This window comes from Odoribacter laneus YIT 12061 (assembly GCF_000243215.1).
Classification (GTDB): domain Bacteria; phylum Bacteroidota; class Bacteroidia; order Bacteroidales; family Marinifilaceae; genus Culturomica; species Culturomica lanea.
This window is the reverse complement of sequence record NZ_JH594598.1, coordinates 14,581-34,487: the sequence shown is the minus strand read 5'-3', so window position 1 is coordinate 34,487 and position 19,907 is coordinate 14,581. Positions and strand designations below refer to the sequence as shown.

The 19,907-nt window shown below is 41.3% G+C and carries 16 protein-coding genes; 8 read left to right on the top strand and 8 right to left on the bottom strand.

All coding sequences use genetic code 11. The annotated features are described in order from the left end of the window. The 3 genes from HMPREF9449_RS14360 to HMPREF9449_RS14350 all read left to right on the top strand — a co-directional run bounded on the left by HMPREF9449_RS14360 (position 1) and on the right by HMPREF9449_RS14350 (position 2,949). Positions 1 to 735 carry an MIP/aquaporin family protein gene (locus tag HMPREF9449_RS14360; protein WP_009137994.1) on the top strand — a complete coding sequence of 245 codons (735 nt, stop codon included), beginning with the start codon at positions 1 to 3 and terminating at the stop codon, positions 733 to 735. A gap of 86 nt (positions 736 to 821) precedes the next feature. Further along, positions 822 to 1,790, top strand: coding sequence for an HAD family hydrolase (locus HMPREF9449_RS14355; protein ID WP_009137993.1), 969 nt, complete (start codon positions 822 to 824; stop codon positions 1,788 to 1,790). A gap of 19 nt (positions 1,791 to 1,809) precedes the next feature. Then, positions 1,810 to 2,949, top strand: coding sequence for an OprO/OprP family phosphate-selective porin (locus HMPREF9449_RS14350; protein ID WP_009137992.1), 1,140 nt, complete (start codon positions 1,810 to 1,812; stop codon positions 2,947 to 2,949). A 221-nt stretch (positions 2,950 to 3,170) separates the two neighbouring features. On the opposite strand, the gene HMPREF9449_RS14345 is transcribed toward HMPREF9449_RS14350, so the two are convergent. Continuing rightward, positions 3,171 to 3,962 (bottom strand): DeoR/GlpR family DNA-binding transcription regulator, encoded by a 792-nt coding sequence (locus HMPREF9449_RS14345; RefSeq protein ID WP_009137991.1) that lies wholly within the window; start codon positions 3,960 to 3,962, stop codon positions 3,171 to 3,173. A gap of 204 nt (positions 3,963 to 4,166) precedes the next feature. Here HMPREF9449_RS14345 and HMPREF9449_RS14340 point away from each other — a divergent pair, with 204 nt between their 5' ends. After that, positions 4,167 to 5,732, top strand: a complete 1,566-nt coding sequence (locus tag HMPREF9449_RS14340) for a glycerol-3-phosphate dehydrogenase/oxidase (protein WP_009137990.1) — start codon at positions 4,167 to 4,169, stop codon at positions 5,730 to 5,732. 40 nt (positions 5,733 to 5,772) lie between these two features. Here the strand turns inward: HMPREF9449_RS14340 and HMPREF9449_RS14335 are convergent, their stop codons facing one another. Further along, positions 5,773 to 6,243, bottom strand: coding sequence for a methylated-DNA--[protein]-cysteine S-methyltransferase (locus HMPREF9449_RS14335; RefSeq protein ID WP_009137989.1), 471 nt, complete (start codon positions 6,241 to 6,243; stop codon positions 5,773 to 5,775). 248 nt (positions 6,244 to 6,491) lie between these two features. Between HMPREF9449_RS14335 and HMPREF9449_RS14330 the strand changes: the two genes are divergently transcribed. Continuing rightward, positions 6,492 to 6,800: an MGMT family protein gene (locus HMPREF9449_RS14330; protein ID WP_040612113.1), complete on the top strand. Its 309-nt coding sequence runs from the start codon at positions 6,492 to 6,494 to the stop codon at positions 6,798 to 6,800. Between the two features lie 93 nt (positions 6,801 to 6,893). Here the strand turns inward: HMPREF9449_RS14330 and HMPREF9449_RS14325 are convergent, their stop codons facing one another. After that, a complete protein-coding gene (locus HMPREF9449_RS14325; protein WP_009137987.1) occupies positions 6,894 to 8,171 on the bottom strand; it encodes a uracil-xanthine permease family protein in 1,278 nt (425 codons plus the stop codon). A 185-nt stretch (positions 8,172 to 8,356) separates the two neighbouring features. On the opposite strand from HMPREF9449_RS14325, the gene HMPREF9449_RS14320 reads away from it, so the two are divergent. After that, positions 8,357 to 8,884 (top strand): peroxiredoxin family protein, encoded by a 528-nt coding sequence (locus tag HMPREF9449_RS14320; RefSeq protein ID WP_009137986.1) that lies wholly within the window; start codon positions 8,357 to 8,359, stop codon positions 8,882 to 8,884. 261 nt (positions 8,885 to 9,145) lie between these two features. Here the strand turns inward: HMPREF9449_RS14320 and HMPREF9449_RS14315 are convergent, their stop codons facing one another. The 5 genes from HMPREF9449_RS14315 to HMPREF9449_RS14295 all read right to left on the bottom strand — a co-directional run bounded on the left by HMPREF9449_RS14315 (position 9,146) and on the right by HMPREF9449_RS14295 (position 15,224). Further along, positions 9,146 to 11,767: a valine--tRNA ligase gene (locus HMPREF9449_RS14315; protein ID WP_009137985.1), complete on the bottom strand. Its 2,622-nt coding sequence runs from the start codon at positions 11,765 to 11,767 to the stop codon at positions 9,146 to 9,148. 114 nt (positions 11,768 to 11,881) lie between these two features. Then, complete coding sequence (locus HMPREF9449_RS14310) at positions 11,882 to 12,721, bottom strand: zinc ribbon domain-containing protein (protein ID WP_009137984.1); 840 nt, start codon at positions 12,719 to 12,721, stop codon at positions 11,882 to 11,884. 3 nt (positions 12,722 to 12,724) lie between these two features. Continuing rightward, positions 12,725 to 13,816, bottom strand: coding sequence for a Nif3-like dinuclear metal center hexameric protein (locus HMPREF9449_RS14305; protein WP_009137983.1), 1,092 nt, complete (start codon positions 13,814 to 13,816; stop codon positions 12,725 to 12,727). 50 nt (positions 13,817 to 13,866) lie between these two features. Next, complete coding sequence (locus HMPREF9449_RS14300; protein ID WP_009137982.1) at positions 13,867 to 14,211, bottom strand: MerR family transcriptional regulator; 345 nt, start codon at positions 14,209 to 14,211, stop codon at positions 13,867 to 13,869. Positions 14,212 to 14,252: 41 nt separating this feature from the next. Beyond that, entirely contained in the window at positions 14,253 to 15,224 is a 972-nt protein-coding gene (locus HMPREF9449_RS14295) for a M23 family metallopeptidase (RefSeq protein ID WP_009137981.1), read from the bottom strand. A 130-nt stretch (positions 15,225 to 15,354) separates the two neighbouring features. On the opposite strand from HMPREF9449_RS14295, the gene alaS reads away from it, so the two are divergent. Beyond that, complete coding sequence (gene alaS, locus HMPREF9449_RS14290; RefSeq protein WP_009137980.1) at positions 15,355 to 17,988, top strand: alanine--tRNA ligase; 2,634 nt, start codon at positions 15,355 to 15,357, stop codon at positions 17,986 to 17,988. 153 nt (positions 17,989 to 18,141) lie between these two features. Continuing rightward, on the top strand, positions 18,142 to 19,863 hold the full coding sequence (locus HMPREF9449_RS14285) for a tetratricopeptide repeat protein (protein ID WP_009137979.1): 1,722 nt from the start codon (positions 18,142 to 18,144) through the stop codon (positions 19,861 to 19,863). The last annotated feature ends 44 nt before the right edge of the window (positions 19,864 to 19,907 follow it).

Genomic DNA, 19,907 nt, shown 5'->3' with positions numbered 1-19,907 from the left:
ATGGAAACCTCCTTATTTACAAAATGCCTTTTTGAATTTATCGGAACAGCTATTCTGATTCTTTTGGGAGATGGTGTAGTTGCTTCTAATATTCTGAAAGGGTCGAAAGGATACAACGGCGGTTGGGTCGTTGTGACGATGGCTTGGGGATTTGCTGTGATGTGCGGCGTATTTATTGCCGGGCCTTATTCCGGTGCTCATTTGAATCCTGCCGTTTCTATCGGACTGGCATTAGCTGGTGCGTTCTCTTGGACGTACGTGCCCGGCTATATTGCAGCACAGTTGCTAGGGGGCTTTGTCGGTGCCGTACTGGTCTACCTGTTTTACAAGGATCATTATGATGCCACCGAAGATCCGGATTTAAAACTGGCAACTTTTTGTACCATGCCTGCTATCATGAATAAACCGCGGAACTTTTTTTGTGAAACGGTGGGTGCTTTTTTGTTGGTATTTGTCCTTCTAATGCTGACTGTACGGGAAAATGCACCGGAGATAGGATTGGGTACATTAGGTGCTTTTCCGGTTACCTTTCTGATTATGGCCATCGGAATGTCGTTGGGAGGAGCTACCGGCTACGCCATTAACCCTGCCCGGGATTTGCCACCCCGCATCGCTCATTATCTGTTGCCTATTAAAGGCAAAGGTACAAGTGGCTGGGGATATAGCTGGGTACCGGTTTTTGGGCCGATTGTCGGAGCTGGAGTGGCTGCTTGTATCTATTTGTGCATATTTTAAAAAAAAGCTGTCTAATTATAGTAAGTTTTGTAACTATTTGAGAGAAATTTACGAATTATCATTAAATTAATTAAAAACCAAAATTTATGAAAACGTTTGTAAGAATTCAATGTGTTTTGACGATGACTTTAACGTTCGTCTTGGCTTCCCTCATGTTTGTAGAAGCCCAAACTTTTACCTTTAAACCGATTAAAGGTTTTTCGGATGAGGTAAATGATAAACTGGAAGCGTTTTTTGATTCAACTGTTCCGATGAAAACACGTAAAGTCGCTGTATTTGATTGTGACGGAACGCTTTTTGGACAGGTTCCTTATTATTTGGCAGACGAAGCATTATATGATTTTGCTCAGAAAAATTATGCTGGTAAAACCGACAAGAAATCCAAAGAAAAGATGAAAATCGTAGATCAATTGTTGCATGGGAATAATGTAGGAGTTGATTTTGTTCAGAACCGGGTGAGATTTTTGTCTGGTTTGACGGCGGAAGAAATTCAGGAGATTGGGAATAATATGTTTCAGGAAAAATATCAGAATAAAATGTATCCTGAAATGAAACAGTTGTTAGCGAATTTGAAAGATTACGATTTTGAAATCTGGATTGTTTCCGCTTCTCCGGAATTGTTGTATCAAAGATTTTGTGCTGAGCAACTGGGAATTCCTGAAGACCGTATTCTTGGTGTAAAGTCGCTGGTAACTGCTGATGGTATTGTAACAGACCAATTGGTATATCCGGTATCTCAGGATAATGGTAAAGCAGAAGTCGTGAATACTTTTATCAAGGCAAAACCTTTATTTACAGGTGGTAACAGTCGTGGAGATATGGAGATGATGAATACTTCCGTCGGGCTGAAACTGATCGTAAATCCGGATGATCAGAAAATTGAGAAGGAAATGGATAACAAGACCGTAAAACAATATTGGGAAAATGACCCGAGAGCCATTACGGTATATAGCAACGACGTTCCGGAAGGGAATTACAAATACGTAACCGGTGAATGGGGCGTAAAGAAAAATGCAACCAATGCAAAAGAGGATAAAGCGGTGATAGGATACTGATTTCTACAAGGGTAATACTGTGAAAAAATTAGGAATTGTATCCGCAATGTTATTGTCTGCGACATTAACATTCGGGCAGGCTTTGCCTGAAAAATTGCAGGGCTCTTTTAATGGTCGCGTCTATTTTGATGGTTCGGCATTCTTTAAAGATAAAACTCATCTGGGAAGTGGTGCTACTATCAGTGACATCCGTTTGGGAGTCAGCGGTAAATATGAAAAGTTTGTAGGTAAAATCGATATCGGTTTTGCCAAGAAGACTGTTTCGCTGAAAGATGTGTTCATTGAATATGATTTTAAGAAAAACTCTTATGTAAGGCTGGGACATTTTGCAGAACCTTTCGGTTTGGATTATATGGAAAGTTCCGGTAATATCCGTTTTATCAATGCCGGTTGTGTGACTGAGGCTTTTGCTCCGGGACGTAAACTGGGTTTGGAATACATCGGTTGGTCGAAGAATTTCTGGTATGCCGGAGGTATTTTCGGAGATACGCATTTCGATCAGAAATTGGATTATAAAGGAAATGACGGTTATGCTTTTACCGGTCGTTTTGTATATAATCCGTTCAAAAAAGAAGGACAGATCCTGCATGTAGGGGTTGCAGCCACCTTTCGGACGCCGGATGCTAATAAAGACGGTTCGGCTTCCCGTTCGATTACTTACGGAGCTAATGTCGGGAGCATGGTGAATTCTACTAAGTTTGTAAATGCAGTAGTAACCGATGCGAATAACTCTGTAAAAGTAGCTGGGGAATTGATAGGTGCGTTGGGACATTTTAGTTTGCAAAGTGAGTATTTTTACGCACAGGTAGACCGGAAAGATAATCTGGAGAAGTACAAAGCCTGGGGGGCTTATGGGCAAGTGGGGTTTATTGCTATCGGAAGCGGTTATGAATATGCTACTTCTTGGGCTCGTCTGGAATTACCGAAACCCGGCACACTGGAATTTGCCGTCCGTTATTCTTGTCTGGATCTGAATAATTCTGATTCAGCTATTTATGGAGGCGAACAGCAACAACTTACTTTGGGATGTAACTATTATTGGAAGAAGTTTATCCGCCTGCGTTTGAATTACAATTATGTACATTTGGATAAGCATGCTTTGAATGGAAAAGAAGATTTTAATTTTCTTTCTGCCAGAGTACAGGTATTTTTTAATTAGTAAGTATCGCTAATAATTGTTGTACGGAATGAGATGTCTGGGAAATCGGACATCTCATTTTTAGTTTTCCACTCTCTGTTGTATTTTTTTATTGAGAAGTTATATGCTGAAACGGAAGGATAGCTTTACCCCTTCTGTCAACTTCCTGTTTTTAGAGGCAGCGGTTTGTAAAGTGAGGGAATAAATAGTTTGACCAAGAATAGGAGTTCTACTGGAATTTCTTATATGGAATCTTGGGTTTTATGGAGTTGGGGAGCGATAGTGATTTCTATTCCTCTTTCTTCCAAGTCTTTGACAATGAGGGGCGACACTTTGTCGTCCGTAATGATCTGATCGATTGCTTCCAAACCGCATATTTTTCCGAAACCTCTGCGACCGAACTTGGAGGAATCTGTCAGGACGATGGTTTTCTGGGCCGCCTGTATCATAGCTCGGTTCAGACTGGCTTCCAATAAATTAGTAGTGGTTAGGCCGTAAGTGGGGTCGATGCCATCCACTCCGATAAAAAGTTTACTGCAGGAAAAATTCTCCAACATTTTTACAGCATATTCACTGACTACAGAAACAGAGCTGTTGCGCACCAATCCTCCCAATTGTATGATGTCTATGTTATGCTGGCGAGCCAGGATGGAGGTGACATTAATAGAAGAGGTAATGACTGTTAAATGATCGCTGGGTCTGATTTCCCGGGCCAAAAAAAACATAGTCGTTCCAGAAGCGATGATAATTGAATCGTCAGGGATAATGAGGGAAGCGGCGGCTTTGCCAATGGCTTGTTTTTCCTCTGGATTTAATTTTTCTTTTTCACTGACATTTCTGTCGTTGATGTAAGGATTAATCAAAATTGCACTTCCGTGAGTACGGTAAAGCATTTTCTTTTCTTCCAGTAAGGTCAGATCCTTTCGAATCGTAACCGAGGATACTTTCAGTATTTCTGCCAGATCCGAGACCAGAATAGAACCTCTTTGTTTGAGAAGTTCAAGTATGGTATTATGTCGTTCTGCTAATGTCATGCTAATAATATCTCTTAGACCGGTACAAAGATACGGATTATTTTTGAGGTATAAGGAAAATTCCGGAAGAATGATAGGGGTTTTGAAACGAAATACAGAAAGATAACTTTTGAAATTTTGATGCGTATAAAACGATAAATCAGATGTAATAAAAGTTTTGATTTATGAGGTGTAAAAAAGGGGAAACAAAATTTTGAAAGAGGAATGAAACGAAATGAATTAATAAAACAGATTTCCGATACAACTAAGACCTGGGATGTTGTGATTGTCGGTGGGGGCGCAACAGGTCTTGGATGTGCTGTAGATGCCGCGACAAGAGGCTATAGCGTTGCTCTGTTTGAATGGGAAGATTTCGCTAAAGCTACTTCCAGTAGAAGTACAAAATTAGTACATGGCGGAGTTCGTTATTTGGCACAGGGAGATGTCCCTTTGGTACTGGAAGCGCTTCATGAAAGAGGTTTATTGAAAAAGAATGCTCCGCATTTGGTAAAAGACCAGTGTTTTTTGATTCCGAATTATCGTCATTGGGATAATTTTTTATATACTGTCGGACTTACTGTTTATGATATTTTAGCCGGACGTTTGAGTTTCGGACGTTCCAAATATATTTCTTCCAAGAAAACGGTGGAGTATTTGCCGATAGTCCAGGAAAAGGGGTTGAAAGGAGGGGTAGTGTACCATGACGGTCAATTTGACGATTCGCGTTTGGCCATCAATTTGGCACAGTCTTGTGTGGAAAAAGGGGGCTGTCCCCTCAACCGGATGCGGGTGGTCGGGATATTGCACAATGCCGCAGGCGTTGCCGCCGGAGTAAAAGTCAAAGATTTATTGTCGGGACAGTTGTATGAGGTGAAAGCCAAAGCTGTCATCAACGCGACGGGAATTTTTGTCGATAGCATAATGGAAATGGACGTTCCTACGCATGAACATATGGTAAAGCCTAGTCAGGGGGTACATCTGGTGTTGGATCGGTCTTTTTTACAAAGTGATTATGCCATTATGATTCCGAAAACGGATGACGGACGGGTCCTTTTTGCAGTGCCCTGGCATGATAAAGTGGTGGTCGGTACAACCGATACCGTAAGGGAAAAACCCGAATTAGAACCGCAGGCTTTGGAAAAAGAAATCGAATTTATATTGAATACTGCTGGACGGTATATGAAACGTAAACCGGAAAGAAAGGATGTCTTTTCGGTTTTTGCCGGTCTGCGTCCCTTGGCTGCTCCTAAAAAAGAAGGGAAAAGTACAAAGGAGATTTCCCGTAGCCACAAAATTTTTGTTTCCAGGAATAAAATGGTGACGATTACAGGAGGTAAATGGACGACCTATCGGAAAATGGCCGAAGATACTATTGACAAGGCTATTGATTTAGGATTACTGGAGAAACGAAAATGTGTAACGAAAGATTTTAAAATTCATGGCTATCAACTGAATCCCGATTTAAAGGATCATTTGTATATTTATGGATCCGACATACCGGCGCTTAAGGCTTTAATGGCCTCTGATCCGGCAATGGCTGAAAAATTGCATCCGAAATATAATTATACCGTAGCCGAGGTCGTCTGGGCCATCCGGGAAGAAATGGCTTTAACCGTAGAGGATATTCTGGCTCGTCGGGTACGTTTGTTATTTCTGGATGCCCGTGTTGCCGTAGAGATTGCCCCTGAAGTAGCCCGGATCATAGCTCGGGAACTGGGATATAACCAAGCATGGATAGAGGAACAGGTCAGAGAATTTACAGCTCTTTCCAAACACTATATATTGGAATAAGGAAAGATTCAAATTAAAAGTGAAAATCTTCGGGTGATTTTTATAAAACTCCTTCTATTTCTAAGAGTTTTATTTTTATGTCTAACCCACCTGTATAACCGACCAGTTTTTTCCCACTTCCGACTACCCGGTGGCAGGGAATGAAGATAGGCAGGGGATTTTGTCCATTGGTTCTGCCGACAGCCCGGCAGGCTTTCGGATTACCACTAAGGGCTGCTATTTCTCCGTAGGTAGTGATTTCTCCATAAGGGATATCCTGGAGTAATTTCCAAACTTTTAATTGGAAGGCTGTCCCTTGGAGGAAAAGAGGTAAACTGAATTTTTGCAGGCGTCTTTCGAAATAAGCCTCTAATTGAGCTTTTGCCTCCCGGAGTAAAGGCGTTTCTATTCTTTCCGGCTGCTGAGGTACGAAAGCGATACGATCGCCTACCCACAGGCGGGTTAATTGTCCATCCGTTTCTTGTATACCATAACGGCCGATGGCTCCTTCATAAAAATAAATCGCTTGCATAAGTTTTATTTTTTCGAAAGATAGAAAAAAGAAAGTTGACTTAAAAGTTTTGATTGTATATTCTGTTTAGGCGGAAAGAGAACTTTTAAGGAGGGGTGGAAAAGTGTATAATATCGGAATATTCGGTATTTTTGTTTCGATTTTGAAAAAGAAAGGAGAGATCAGGGAGAATTTTTATGATAAAAATTTCTCCTTTCTTTTTCGTTCAGGCTTTCTGTCTATTTATAAAAACTAAGAGAGGAATGAGCATAGATAAAGAGGCTTTTTATGAAGATGTATACAGTATTGTCCGGCAAATTCCGTTTGGCAGGGTGTGTACCTACGGTTGGATTGCGAGATTGATCGGACAGCCTCAATGTGCCCGCCGGGTAGGGAAAGCATTGGCTGAAGTTCCGCCTGTGTTGCAACTTCCCTGCCATCGGGTAGTGGATAGTGGAGGACGTATCGTGCCGCATTGGCCGGAACAACGTGAGCTGTTGAAACGGGAAGGGGTTCGTTTTAAAAAAAATGGTTGTGTGGACCTTCGGAACTGTTTATGGGAGGTAGAGATTTCGTAGAATACGATATTTCCCCTTTTCGGCTTAATTTTGTTTACCTCCGCTTGGTTTATCTTTGCGTTTATGTTCTGGAATTTTTGAACTTTTAGATTTTTATCCTTTTTCCTGTTTGGGACTTTTTAAGATAATGTGTTCCAGCAGGAGTACAAAGATTACGCCCATTACAAATCCGTTTCCTACGATAGGCCGGATAAAAGCAGGGATCCGGTCAATCACTTCGTGCGGAACAAATGCCAGCATCAAAGCGACCATAAGCGGAAATCCGATAATGATACCGCTATTGAAATCGGACACCGCTTTGCTGCGGGAAAGCATTTGCAGTCCGGCAGAAAGCTGTGAGGACATTAAATAAAGTAATACGCTTCCCATAACGACTCCAGGGATGCAGTTCAATATTTGGATAAAACCGGGAAAGAAAGCACAAATGACGAGACCTAAGCCGGCAGGAATAAGGGTATAACGGGAAGCACAGCCGGTTGCGGCGATAATACCAGGGCTCATGGAGTAATCCACCGGTCCGATAATGCCGCAGATTCCTGACAATATATTCGATAATCCGATAAATCCGACTCCCCGGGTCGTTCGTTTTTCCATGTTGTCTGCTCCGATCATCTGGCCTACGGCTTGTATGGAACCCAGTTCATTCACGATTAAGGCGATAAAGCAAAAGAAGAAAGAAAGAATAACTCCTCCGTCGAAATGCAGGGGCCAAAGCCAGAAATGAGTTTCTGTAGCAGGAAGGGGGATGAGGGAAGGAAGAAGCGGAAATCCTTCTATGCTGTAATAAATAAAGCTGCCTGCCAGGATGCCGCAAAGGACGACAGTCGATTTCCAGATGCCCCGGAGTAAACGGTTGGCGAGGATCATGCCAAAAGCCAGTAAAAGGGCAAAAAATAATTGAAAGGAGGCTGAACCTGTATTTGTAAAGATCAATTGGAGAATGACCGGCGCTAGGGTGAAAGCAATCAGACAAAGGATTACAATAATGATACGGGGAGTGAAAATGGCTTGCAGATGGGAGAGAAGTCCGCAAAAAGCTAAAAGGGCTACAAAAATTCCACATACGAAAATAGCGGTGTAAATGGCTGCTGTGCCCACGGAAATAGCAGCTAAAATTCCGATGAGCAGTACAGATGCCGGCCCGATAATAATCGGAAGCCGATGTCCCCAGAGAACTTGGGCCGTCATGGCAATACCCATTACGCCGAACAATTTTTGCATATAGAAAATTTGTCCGCTGGCATCAGTCGAATGTAATTGGGCGACAATAATGCCCATAATGACTACACAGGGAATCGAGACAATCCACCACTGTAGCCCATACATAAACATCGGGAAAATACCGGGTTTATCGTTTAGATTGTATTTCATTTTACTGTATTTTTCAGCAGGTAAACTTACAATATAAAAATGGGAGAATCAATAAGCCTGAAAAAGGAAAGTTAATTAAAAGGGATGAAAATATTTTCTTTCTTTCCCCTTAAACTTTTTACGCATTCAAATGAATTTAATTTTATCTTTGTTTGGTGGATGTGTTTTTATAAAAGAAAAAGGATATGAAAAAAGTAATATTTGTTTTGTTATTCGCTGCGATAAGCGGAATGACCTTTGCCCAGAAAGCGGAAACTTTGGTAAAAACGGGAATGACTGTGCCGGATTTTGAAGTAAAAATGTTTGACGGACAGACGATACAGATGAAGGATTTGAGAGGAAAAGTTGTGTTATTGAATTTCTGGGCGACTTGGTGCCCTGATTGTATACGTGAATTGGCTCGTGTACAAACCGACATTATCGATCGTTTTCAAGGAAAAAATTTTGTTTTTTTACCCATCTCCCGTCAGGACAGTTATGAAAAAATCAAAGCTTTTCGCGAGAAAAGAGGACATACTTTTCCTATGGGAATGGATCCGGACCGGAAAATTTATGCTCAGTTTGCTACAGCTATTATTCCCCGGAATTTCATCATAGACCGGGATGGAAAGATTCTTTATGCGGGAGAAGGAGATGATGAGACGTCTTTTCAAAAACTGATTTTAGAAATAGAAAAGGCGTTAAAAACGCCGGCTTCCTTGAAGTCAGAATAAGCGGAAACACCGGTTTGAAGGTCAAGACGTAAGGAAAATTACCGGAATAGAGCATCTGTCCGAAAGTAAAACTTTGTTTTTGAGAAGACAGCGTTTCGGGTAGAAATAAACTGACACGAGACAGATGGGGGGGGACGGAAGCTTAAAAGGCATTTTAAACTAGTTTCGAAGGGATACTCGAACACATAAACCGGACAAACTCCTTGCGAGTTTGCCCGGTTTTTTGTTATTTCGGGAATATCCCTGCTTTACCTCCGTTTTTTACTGGAGTTCTGCCAGTTGAGTTTCGATAGCTTTGATCTTAGCTTCTGCATCCGATTGTTTCTTACGTTCGTTAGCAACGACCTGTGCCGGAGCGCCGTTGACAAAACGTTCATTGCTGAGTTTAGCGATCACAGATTTTAAAAAGCCTTGGGTATACTTCAGTTCTTCTTGTAATTTTGCTTTTAGTTCCGCTGTATCTACCTGGCTTGTCGCGGGAATAAAGTATTCTACGGTATCGACAATAAAGCTCCAGGCTCCCTTTAAGGGTTCTGTTATTATTTCCGCATCGCTGATATTTCCCATTTTACAAATAATACTTTCGAAAGCAGCTGGATAACGGTTGTTTTGCTTTATTTTCAACTCCAAACTATCTTTGAAAGCTATATTGTTTTGCTTGCGGACATTCCGGATTCCGACGATGATGTCTTTTACATATTCAAAATCGCTTAGTAAGGGGGCATCGTATTTTGTATCCGCAGGGAGGAGAGAAACCATAATACTTTCGCCCGCTTGTCTTTCCCGCAGGTTTTGCCAGATTTCTTCCGTGATAAAGGGCATAAAGGGATGTAATAACTGCAGCAATTCTTCGAACAAGCGGATCGTCTTTTCGTACGTTTGCCGGTCAATCGGTTGTGCATAACCGGGTTTAATGATTTCCAGCAACCAGGAGGAGAATTCATCCCGGAATCCGGTATAAATGGTCATCAACGCTTCGGAGATCCGGTATTGTTCAAATTGGGTGTTCAGGGTTTCCTTGAGTTTGTGTAAAGTATTTTCAAACCATTCTAAAGCCAATTTGGAATGAAGAGGTTGCGGTATTTCGGCTGTATCCCACGATTTTACTAAACGGAATGCGTTCCAGATTTTAGTCGTAAAATTACGTCCTTGTTCGGGTAAACTTTCGTCAAATAGCAAATCTCCTCCGGCGGGTGAACAAAGCAGCATACCTACCCGAACGCCGTCGGCTCCGTATTTATCGATTAATTCCAGCGGGTCCGGAGAATTGCCCAGAGATTTTGACATCTTCCGATGTAATTTATCCCGTACGATTCCCGTCAGGTAAACATTTGTAAAAGGTTTCTGTTTCCGGTATTCATAGCCGGCAATAATCATACGGGCAATCCAGAAGAATAGAATATCCGGGCCGGAAACCAAATCATTGGTTGGGTAATAATAGTTAATATCGGCGTTATCCGGGTGATTGATTCCGTCGAAAACGGAGATCGGCCATAACCAGGAAGAAAACCAAGTGTCCAGGCAATCTTCATCCTGACGCAACTGATCGGCGGTTAGGTCTTTCCCGAATTTTTCTTTTACCTGTTTAAGGGCTTCCTCGGGGGTTTCCGCTACCACATAATCATGACCTCCCGGCAAGTAATAAACCGGAATCCGGTGTCCCCACCAGAGTTGCCGGCTAATACACCAATCTTTTACGTTCTCCATCCAGTAGCGATAGGTATTTTTATATTTTGCCGGTATGAGAATTACTTCGTCGTTCATGACAGCTTCCAGAGCCGGTTGTGCCAATGCTTTCATTTTTACAAACCACTGCATGGATAGCTTTGGCTCGATGACAACATGGGTGCGCTCGGAATAGCCTACTTTATTGTCGTAGTCCTCGATTTTTACCAGATTCCCTGCTTTTTCCAATTCCGGAATGATTTCTTTCCGCACTTCAAAGCGGTCGTGTCCGATAAAAAATTGAGCGGCTTCGCTCATCGTTCCATCATCGTTAAAAATATCGATAGTCTCCAGTTGATGTTTATATCCGATTTCGTAGTCGTTAATGTCGTGAGCCGGCGTAATTTTCAATGCTCCGGTTCCGAATTCCATATCTACATATTCATCCTGTATAATCGGAATTTCCCGGTTTACCAGCGGTACAATACATCTCTTCCCGGCCAGATGAGTGAAACGCGGATCGTTGGGATTTACGCATACGGCAGAGTCTCCTAATATGGTTTCCGGTCGGGTTGTCGCTATCGTAATATAATCTTCTTCACCGACGATTTTATATCTCAGATAATAGAGTTTACTCTTTTCTTCTTTGTAGATTACTTCTTCGTCGGAAATGGCGGTTTGGGCAGCCGGATCCCAGTTGACCATCCGTACTCCTTTATAAATATAACCTTTATTATAGAGATCGACAAAGACCTTGATAACGCTTTTAGAACGGGGTTCGTCCATTGTAAAACACGTTCGGTCCCAGTCGCAGGAAGCTCCCAGCCGTTTTAATTGTTGCAGGATAATGCCTCCGTATTTATGTGTCCATTCCCAGGCATATTTCAAAAATTCTTCCCGGCTGATATCCCGTTTGTTGATTCCTTCACTTTTCAGTTTTGCGACGACTTTGGCTTCCGTGGAAATGGAAGCGTGGTCTGTTCCGGGTACCCAGCAAGCATTTTTCCCTTGTAAACGGGCCCGGCGAATCAATGCGTCCTGAATGGTATTGTTCAGCATATGTCCCATGTGAAGTACTCCGGTGACGTTGGGAGGCGGGATGACGATGCAGTAAGGTTCTCTGCTGTTATCTACTTCCGAATGGAAAAATTTATGTTCCATCCAGTACTGATACCACTTCTCTTCGCTTTCTTTCGGATTGTAATTCGTCGCAATCATGGTGTGAATTTGAAAATTTGATAGTTAAAAATTAGAAAACAGAAAACGGGAAATGTATATCTTTCTTCGTTTTCAGATTTTCTCATTAAAAAAAGCTGCCTGAGCAGCCTTTTTTTATTCGTCGGATTTTTTGATTCTTCTTCCTTTTTTCTTTTGGGCTTCTAAGGCTGTTTCCAAGTCTGCTTTCTGCATACTTCCGTCGTAATCACAAATATATTTGTCAATGAGGATCCGGCCGCAATATTCACAGACGATGATTTTTTTGCGGGAACGAATGTCTAATTGCCGTTGGGGAGGGATATTGTTGAAGCAACCGCCGCATGCATCCCTGTCTACAGTTACTACAGCCAAACCATTACGAGCATTCGCCCGGATGCGTTTATATGCTGTCAATAGGCGTTCTTCTATATTTTGAGATAATTGTTCCGACTTTTTGATCAGGTCCTCTTCGTCTTTATGAGTTTCGGCAATAATATCATCCAATTCCGCTTTTTTAGCCTCCAGGTCTGCTTTCTTTTCTTCGTATTGTTGGGAAGAAATTTCCAGTGCTTCCTCTTTTTCAGATTTCGTTTTCAGTGCTTCCCGGATTCGCTTTTGTTGCAATTCAATTTCCAGTTTTTGGAATTCAATTTCTTTGCTTAAAGCATCGTATTCGCGGTTGTTCCGGACATTGTCCAGCTGGTCGCTATATTTTTTTATCAGCTCTTCTGATTTCGAAATTTCCAGTTTTTTCTGACTGACACTTTTTTCTGCTTCGCTGATTTCCGTTTTCAGATTTTCAAGGCGGGTTTCCAAACCGGCAAGCTCGTCTTCCAAATCCTGTACTTCCAAAGGAAGTTCACCTCTTAATGTACGGATTTTATCAATTTCTGTATCGATACGTTGTAATTCGTACAGGTGCTGCAATTTCTCTTCGATTGTCAATTCTTGCAGTTTTTCGTTGTTGTTTGCCATATATTATAAATAATTTATCGGATTTGTATTGATCTTAGAAAACTGAACCGCAAATTTAGATATTTTTTTTGTAACTAACTCATAAAAAATTTCTTTTGTATATTGTTCACTTTCATAATGCCCGATATCGGCTAAAATCATTCGGTTTTCTGTCATAAAAAAGTCGTGGTATTTAAAATCTCCCGAAATATATATGTCGGCAGCTGCCTGCATCGCTTTTTGGGAAAGAAAGGCTCCCGACCCTCCGCAAACAGCTACTCTTTTTACTTCAGGTTTACAAATCGGGCTGTGACGGATAATACCACAGTGAAAAATACTTTTTACTCTTTGCAAAAATTCGTGGGTATTTACCGCTTGCTCTAATTCCCCGATGATTCCAAAACCGGTGACAGGATTCTGGTTTTCTAAAGGTATGATATTGCAAACCGGTTCTTCGTAGGGGTGAACTTCGTTTAAAAGGCGGATACAAGAAGAAAGCAGCTGTTCCGGGACTGTAATTTCCGTTTTAATTTCCGTTTCTGTATGTAATTCTCCCCGTTCGCCACAAAAAGGATGTGTATTTTCTCCGGGTAAAAAAGTGCCGGATCCTTGCGTATTGAAAGAACAATGGCTGTAATTTCCGATGGCTCCGGCTCCGGCATCCAGTAAAGCAGCCCTTACCCTCTCTGCTTCTTCCATAGGCGTATAAAAACAGAAGGTGTATAATTTACCTGCCGGTTGGAGAATTTCCCGCTCAATGAGTTCCAGCTTATCGGCCATTTTTCCGCTTACGCCGTTGATAACGGCGTCCATATTGGTATGAGCGGCGTAAATATTGATATCGTTTTTAATCGCTTTGATAAAACAGCGTTTGATCCAGTTGTCGGGAACCAGGTTCTTAAGGGCTTTGATGCTGAGTGGATGATGACTGATCACCAGGTTGTGATTACCGGCAATCGCTTCTTCTACTACATCTTCTGTTACATCGGTACAGAGGAGTACGGAAGATACTTCATTTTCCGGATGTCCGCAGATGAGTCCCGCATTGTCGTAATCTTCCTGAAGACTTAAGGGTGCGAACTCTTCAATTACTGAAGTCAGATCTTTTACTTGCATAGAGAATGTTTCGTAATACCAACTAATAGGGCTATAAAAGTAAAGTATATTTAGTTTTTTGCTGAAAGTTGTTCTTTGATTTGAATGAGTTCTTCTTTAATGGCTTTCAGGCGCTTGACTACTTCAAAATTCGCTTCTGTTTCGGCTTTGCTTTCGCTGAGCTTCAGCTGGGCCCCTTTAAGCGTCATTCCTTTTTCTTTGACCAGATGATAAATAAGATGGAAATTATCCACATCCGTTCGGGTGAATTGTCTGTTTCCCTTTTTATTTTTATGGGGATTTATGATGTCGAATTCCTTTTCCCAAAATCGGATCAGAGAAGTATTGACGTTAAACATTTTGGCAACTTCTCCGATAGAATAATATACTTTTAAGGTCGGTTTCTCTGAGTCCATCTGAAAATAGTATCTTTTATGGTGATTAAAGCTCCTGAAGATTAATCCATTGTCTGACCTGTGTTGTTGGCTTTGGCTACCAGCTCTTCGTATTCGTCCGGCGTCAGATCATTGAAATAGTAGTTGATGGGATCTACGGGCCGGTCATTTTTCTTCACTTCATAATGGACGTGCGGCCCGAAAGACATTCCGGTATTGCCCATATAGGCAATAATATCTCCTCGCTTTACTTTTTGTCCTACTTTTACATTGTATTTACTCAGATGCCCGTATAGAGTTTTATAACTGAAACCATGGTCGATGACTACACATTTTCCATAACCTCTCTGTATTTCGGCTGCGATGACTTTCCCGTCTCCGGTAGCGTGGATCGGAGTCCCCATAGCTCCGGAAAAGTCCATACCGGCATGCAATTTTACTGTTTTATAAAAGGGATGCATCCGATAGCCAAAGGCAGAAGATACCCGATTCCGCGGATCTTTTAAAGAAATCGGAATAATGGCCGGGATAGAAGCCATCATTTTTAGCTTATCTTTTGCCAAAGCTTCTACTTCATCATAAGATTTACTTTGAATATAAAGGGCTTTCGACAATTCATCGAGCTTTTTACTTGTTCCGATGATCAGGTCGGCATCTTTTAAATCTTTCAGATGTTCGTATTTATTTACCCCTCCGGAGCCAGCCCTGCGGATAGAAGCATCGATGGGCTCCGTCTCAAAAATCACCCGGTAAATATTGTCGTCTCTGGATTCCAGATTTTTCAATATTCCGTCCAGTTTTTCCACTTCCTTGCTGAGAAGCCGATATTGAGCCAGAATTTCCTCTTTTTCCCGTTTCAGTGCTTTTTCTTTGGGAGAGTCAATGAATGCGGCAAAAATAAAAAAGATAATGACAGCTAAAGAGAGGGTAGAAAATAGTTTTTTGGTAAATACCCATAATTTTTTACGCCATGTAATCTCTATTTTATCGTAAGACAGTGTTTCGGGGTTAAATCGATATCCTGTTTTTCGCATTAGCTTTATAAAATTAAAGTTTTCCGATGCAAAGTTAAAGAAATAAACTAATTTTGCAACCTTGTTGAGAGGGCATTGTGCTGGAAATAAAGTATATTTAAAAAATATAAACACAAAATATATAATAAAAATGAAATCTGCAGAAATCAGACAGAAATTTCTCGATTTTTTTAAAAGTAAATCGCATACCATTGTACCTTCGGCTCCGATGGTTATCAAGGACGATCCTACATTGATGTTTACCAATGCAGGAATGAATCAGTTTAAAGATATCATATTGGGAAATGTGAACACTAAATACAAACGGGTGGCCGATTCTCAAAAATGTCTGAGGGTTTCCGGAAAACATAACGATTTGGAAGAAGTAGGACATGATACTTACCATCATACGATGTTTGAGATGTTGGGGAACTGGTCCTTCGGGGATTACTTTAAAGAAGAAGCCATCGCTTATGCTTGGGAGTTTCTTACCGAGGTAATGCATCTGGAAAAAGACCGGCTTTATGCTACTGTTTTTGAGGGGGATAAAGAAGACGGTTTGGAAGCCGATGAAGATGCCCGTAAATTTTGGTTGCGTTATCTGCCGGAAGATCGTATTTTGTATGGGAATAAAAAAGATAATTTTTGGGAAATGGGAGATATGGGCCCTTGTGGTCCCTGTTCGGAGTTGCATATTGATTTAAGGCCGGAAGAAGAACGTAAATTGAAGCCGGGGAGGGAATTAGTCAATAAAGATAATCCTCTGGTCATTGAGATTTGGAATCTGGTATTTATGCAGTTTAACCGTAAGGCAGATGGAAGCTTGGAGAATCTGCCCCACACCCATGTGGATACGGGTATGGGATTTGAGCGGCTTTGTATGGCAGTGCAGGGAAAGACTTCCAATTACGATACCGATGTATTCACGCCGATTATTGATAAAATAGCCGCCCTGAGCGGTCTAAAATACGGGGAGGGAGAGGAGACAGACATTGCCATGCGGGTAGTGGCCGACCATTTGCGGACAATAGCTTTTTCCATTACGGATGGACAGCTGCCTTCTAATGTCAAAGCCGGATATGTCATTCGCCGTATTTTGCGGAGAGCTGTACGTTATGCTTACACCTATCTGGATCAGAAAGATGCTTTTATGTATCGTTTGGTGCCCGTGTTGATAGAGGTGATGGGAAAACATTATCCGGAATTGAGTACACAACAGGAATTGATTGAAAAAGTAATTCGGGAAGAGGAAAATGCTTTCCTGCGGACTTTGGATAAAGGAATTAAGCTTTTGGACCGTATTATTGCCACGACGAAATCGGAGGATTTTCTGACGGTTCCGGGAAATGTGGCTTTTGAATTGTACGATACCTATGGTTTCCCTTTGGATTTGACCGAATTGATTTTAAGGGAGCATGGCTTGGTTGTGAATCGCCGGGAATTTAAAGCTGAACTGGAAGCTCAGAAAGCCCGTTCCCGTTCGGCGGCGACGGTTAATACCGATGATTGGATCGAATTGCTGAACGATGATGAACAGGAGTTTGTCGGATATGATTATACCGGAATGGAAGTTAAAATCGCTCGTTACCGGAAAGTAATGAGTAAAGGGAAAGTACTCTATCATATCGTATTCAATATCACCCCATTTTATGGGGAAGGAGGTGGCCAGGTCGGAGATACGGGTTGGCTGTGTGGAAAAGAGGAAAAAATCCGGGTTATTGACACAAAAAAAGAAAATGGGCTGACCATTCATGTGACCGAGCAACTGCCTGCCGATTTGACACAGAGTTTTATGGCTCAAGTCGATGCCCACAGAAGGGAATTAATTGCCAATAATCATACGGCGACTCATTTGCTGGACCACGCTTTGAGAGAGGTTTTGGGTGCTCATGTCGAACAAAAGGGTTCTTATGTAGGTGAAGAGCGTTTACGGTTTGACTTTTCTCATTTCCAGAAAGTGACCGAGGAGGAACTTCGTAGAGTGGCCGCTATTGTCAACCGCTTGATACGGCAAAATCTGACACTGGAGGAATTCCGGTCTATCCCTATGACGGAAGCCCAGAAGATGGGAGCCATTGCTATTTTTGGAGAGAAATACGGAGATTTGGTCCGGGTTATCAAATACGGGGATTCTATCGAACTTTGCGGGGGAACCCATGTGCGGGCAACCGGACAGATTGGTTTTTTTAAGATTATGAGTGAAAGTTCTGTATCGGCAGGGGTGAGGAGAATTGAAGCCATCACGGCGGATAAAGCGGAGGAATATATTGTCAATAGCTTTGCTTTGGTGGGAGAAATTGAAAAAATGTTTAAGTCGAACCGGAATGTCATAGAAAATATCACCGCTTTATTGCAGGAAAACGAAGGATTGAAAAAAGACTTGGAAAAATTTGAGGAGGAAAGTCTGAAAATCCTGAAAGACCGTGTGAAAAATGAAATTGTAGTGGAGAAAGGGATAAATATGATGTTTAAGGTTATGCCTTTACCACAACCGCGGGTAAAAGACCTGGCTTTTCAGCTAAAAGGGGAATATGAAAAAATAATTTTAGTGATAGGAGGGGTGAACAATGGGAAACCTCATTTGACCGTACTGATCAGCGACACTTTGGTAAAAGAATTCGGCCTGCATGCCGGTCAGATTGTAAAAGAAGCCGCCCGGGAGATCAAGGGCGGTGGTGGTGGGCAGCCCTTTTTCGCTACGGCAGGCGGTTCAGAACCTGCCGGAATTGAGAAAGCCGTAGCTGAAGCAGAGAGAATGATTAAGTTTAAATTAGAGATCAAATAAGGCCTAAAAGATTTAAACATTCGACATTCTTGTAGGGTAGGATTAATTGTATAATATTTTTTATTGAAAGTAGTTTTTTTGATATTTTTTCATACTTTTGCTTTGCCATAGAGGTGACTAATTTAAATTTTTAATATAAATTTTTGAACAATTATGAAAAGGACATTTAGATCAATTGCAACTTTATCGTTGGCAAGCCTTGTCATTGTATCTTGTTCTCCATTGAATAAAATGAAGAAGAGAGCAGGGGAAATGGGATATAAAGTAACTCCGGAAGTATTGGAAGAAAAAGGAGAAATGGTTGATGTAAAAATAGACGTAACTATTCCTGCTAAATTTTTCAATAAAAATGTAACTGTCGTAGCAACTCCTGTGTTGAAATACCAGGGAGGTGAAAAAGCTTTCGAACCGACAACTCTTCAAGGAGAGAATGTTCAGGGAAATAATGTAGTTGTTCCTTACGAAACAGGTAAAACCATTACTTATACCGGTCAGATTCCTTTCGAGGATGCCATGAGAATTTCGGATCTTGTGGTAGATATTAAAGCTTCTAAAGGAGCTAAGTCGGTTAATTTTGACGGAACGAAAATTGCTGAGGGGGTTATTGCTACCGCTACCTTAGTAAATAATGACCCGGCCCTTGCTTTGGGTAAAGACAATTTCCAACGGATTACTCCGGAGCAGAACGAAGCTGCTATCTATTATCTGATCAATTCTTCACAGATCCGGAATAATCAGGTAAAATCGGAAGAGATCAAAGCTATGGAACAATTCCTGAAAGATGCTAAAGCAGATGAAGATGTAAATTTGAAGAATATCGAAATACAGTCTTATGCTTCTCCGGACGGAACTTATGACTGGAATGAGAAATTAGCAAACAAGCGGGAAGGTTCTTCTGATAATTTCTTGAAAAAGAATATGAAGAAAAACAAAATGGAAGAATACAAAGATTTGGATTTCTTCAAAAAATATGTAGTGGCAGAAGACTGGGAAGGTTTCAAAAAAGCCATGGAAGCTTCCAGCATCCGGGATAAAGAATTGATCCTTCGGGTTCTGGCTATGCATTCCGATCCGGAAGTAAGAGAAAGAGAAATCAAGAATATTGCTTCCGCTTATTCTACTATCGCAGATCAGATTTTACCTAAATTAAGACGTTCAAAATTTGTGGTAAATGCAGAACGTATTGGTAAATCCGATGAAGAAATTAGGAGTTTAGCTAAATCTGATCCTTCTGCATTAAACGTAGAAGAGTTGCTGTATGCTGCCACCTTATTTGATAACAATGCCGATAAATTAGCCGTTTATGAATCCGCCATGTCTCAATTCCCGAACGATTGGAGAGGTTTTAACGATGCTGGTATGACGTTGTTTGAAATGGGTAAAGTGGCAGAGGCTAAAGCCGATTTACAGAAAGCCGATGCTTTGTCCGCTAATAATAAAGTAGTGAAAAATAATTTAGGTGCAGTAGAATTGAAAAACGGAAATATTCAGGAAGCTGAAGTATTATTCGGTGCTGCTACAGGCGTTGGAAACGAAGTAAATTACAATAAAGGTATCGTTGCTATTAAAAAAGGTGACTATAAGGCAGCTGTAGATTATTTCGGAAACTGTAATTGTGTAAATGCTGCTTTGGCTAATATTTTAAATGGCAATAACAGTGAAGCTTTGAAGAAATTAAATGAAGGCAAGGATGATTCTGCTTTAGCTTCTTATTTAAAGGCTGTTATTGGCGCCAGAAATAATGATGCTAATATGGTACTTACCAATCTGAAAGAGGCTTGCAATAAAGAGGCTGCGATGAAAGGCTTGGCTAAGACCGATATGGAATTTGCTAAATATTTCGAAAACGGCGAATTCAAAACGATTGTACAGTAATTCTTAACGAATATTAAAAAAGGCAGTCGATAACGGCTGCCTTT

Bases quoted from the DNA above. Each gene is read 5' to 3' on its own strand.
- HMPREF9449_RS14320 (WP_009137986.1), top strand. From the start codon at position 8,357: ATGAAAAAAGTAATATTTGTTTTGTTATTCGCTGCGATAAGCGGAATG.
- HMPREF9449_RS14325 (WP_009137987.1), bottom strand. From the start codon at position 8,171: ATGAAATACAATCTAAACGATAAACCCGGTATTTTCCCGATGTTTATG.
- HMPREF9449_RS14295 (WP_009137981.1), bottom strand. From the start codon at position 15,224: ATGCGAAAAACAGGATATCGATTTAACCCCGAAACACTGTCTTACGAT.
- HMPREF9449_RS14360 (WP_009137994.1), top strand. From the start codon at position 1: ATGGAAACCTCCTTATTTACAAAATGCCTTTTTGAATTTATCGGAACA.
- alaS (WP_009137980.1), top strand. From the start codon at position 15,355: ATGAAATCTGCAGAAATCAGACAGAAATTTCTCGATTTTTTTAAAAGT.
- HMPREF9449_RS14310 (WP_009137984.1), bottom strand. From the start codon at position 12,721: ATGGCAAACAACAACGAAAAACTGCAAGAATTGACAATCGAAGAGAAA.
- HMPREF9449_RS14305 (WP_009137983.1), bottom strand. From the start codon at position 13,816: ATGCAAGTAAAAGATCTGACTTCAGTAATTGAAGAGTTCGCACCCTTA.
- HMPREF9449_RS14355 (WP_009137993.1), top strand. From the start codon at position 822: ATGAAAACGTTTGTAAGAATTCAATGTGTTTTGACGATGACTTTAACG.
- HMPREF9449_RS14300 (WP_009137982.1), bottom strand. From the start codon at position 14,211: ATGGACTCAGAGAAACCGACCTTAAAAGTATATTATTCTATCGGAGAA.
- HMPREF9449_RS14315 (WP_009137985.1), bottom strand. From the start codon at position 11,767: ATGATTGCGACGAATTACAATCCGAAAGAAAGCGAAGAGAAGTGGTAT.
- HMPREF9449_RS14285 (WP_009137979.1), top strand. From the start codon at position 18,142: ATGAAAAGGACATTTAGATCAATTGCAACTTTATCGTTGGCAAGCCTT.
- HMPREF9449_RS14345 (WP_009137991.1), bottom strand. From the start codon at position 3,962: ATGACATTAGCAGAACGACATAATACCATACTTGAACTTCTCAAACAA.
- HMPREF9449_RS14340 (WP_009137990.1), top strand. From the start codon at position 4,167: ATGAAACGAAATGAATTAATAAAACAGATTTCCGATACAACTAAGACC.
- HMPREF9449_RS14335 (WP_009137989.1), bottom strand. From the start codon at position 6,243: ATGCAAGCGATTTATTTTTATGAAGGAGCCATCGGCCGTTATGGTATA.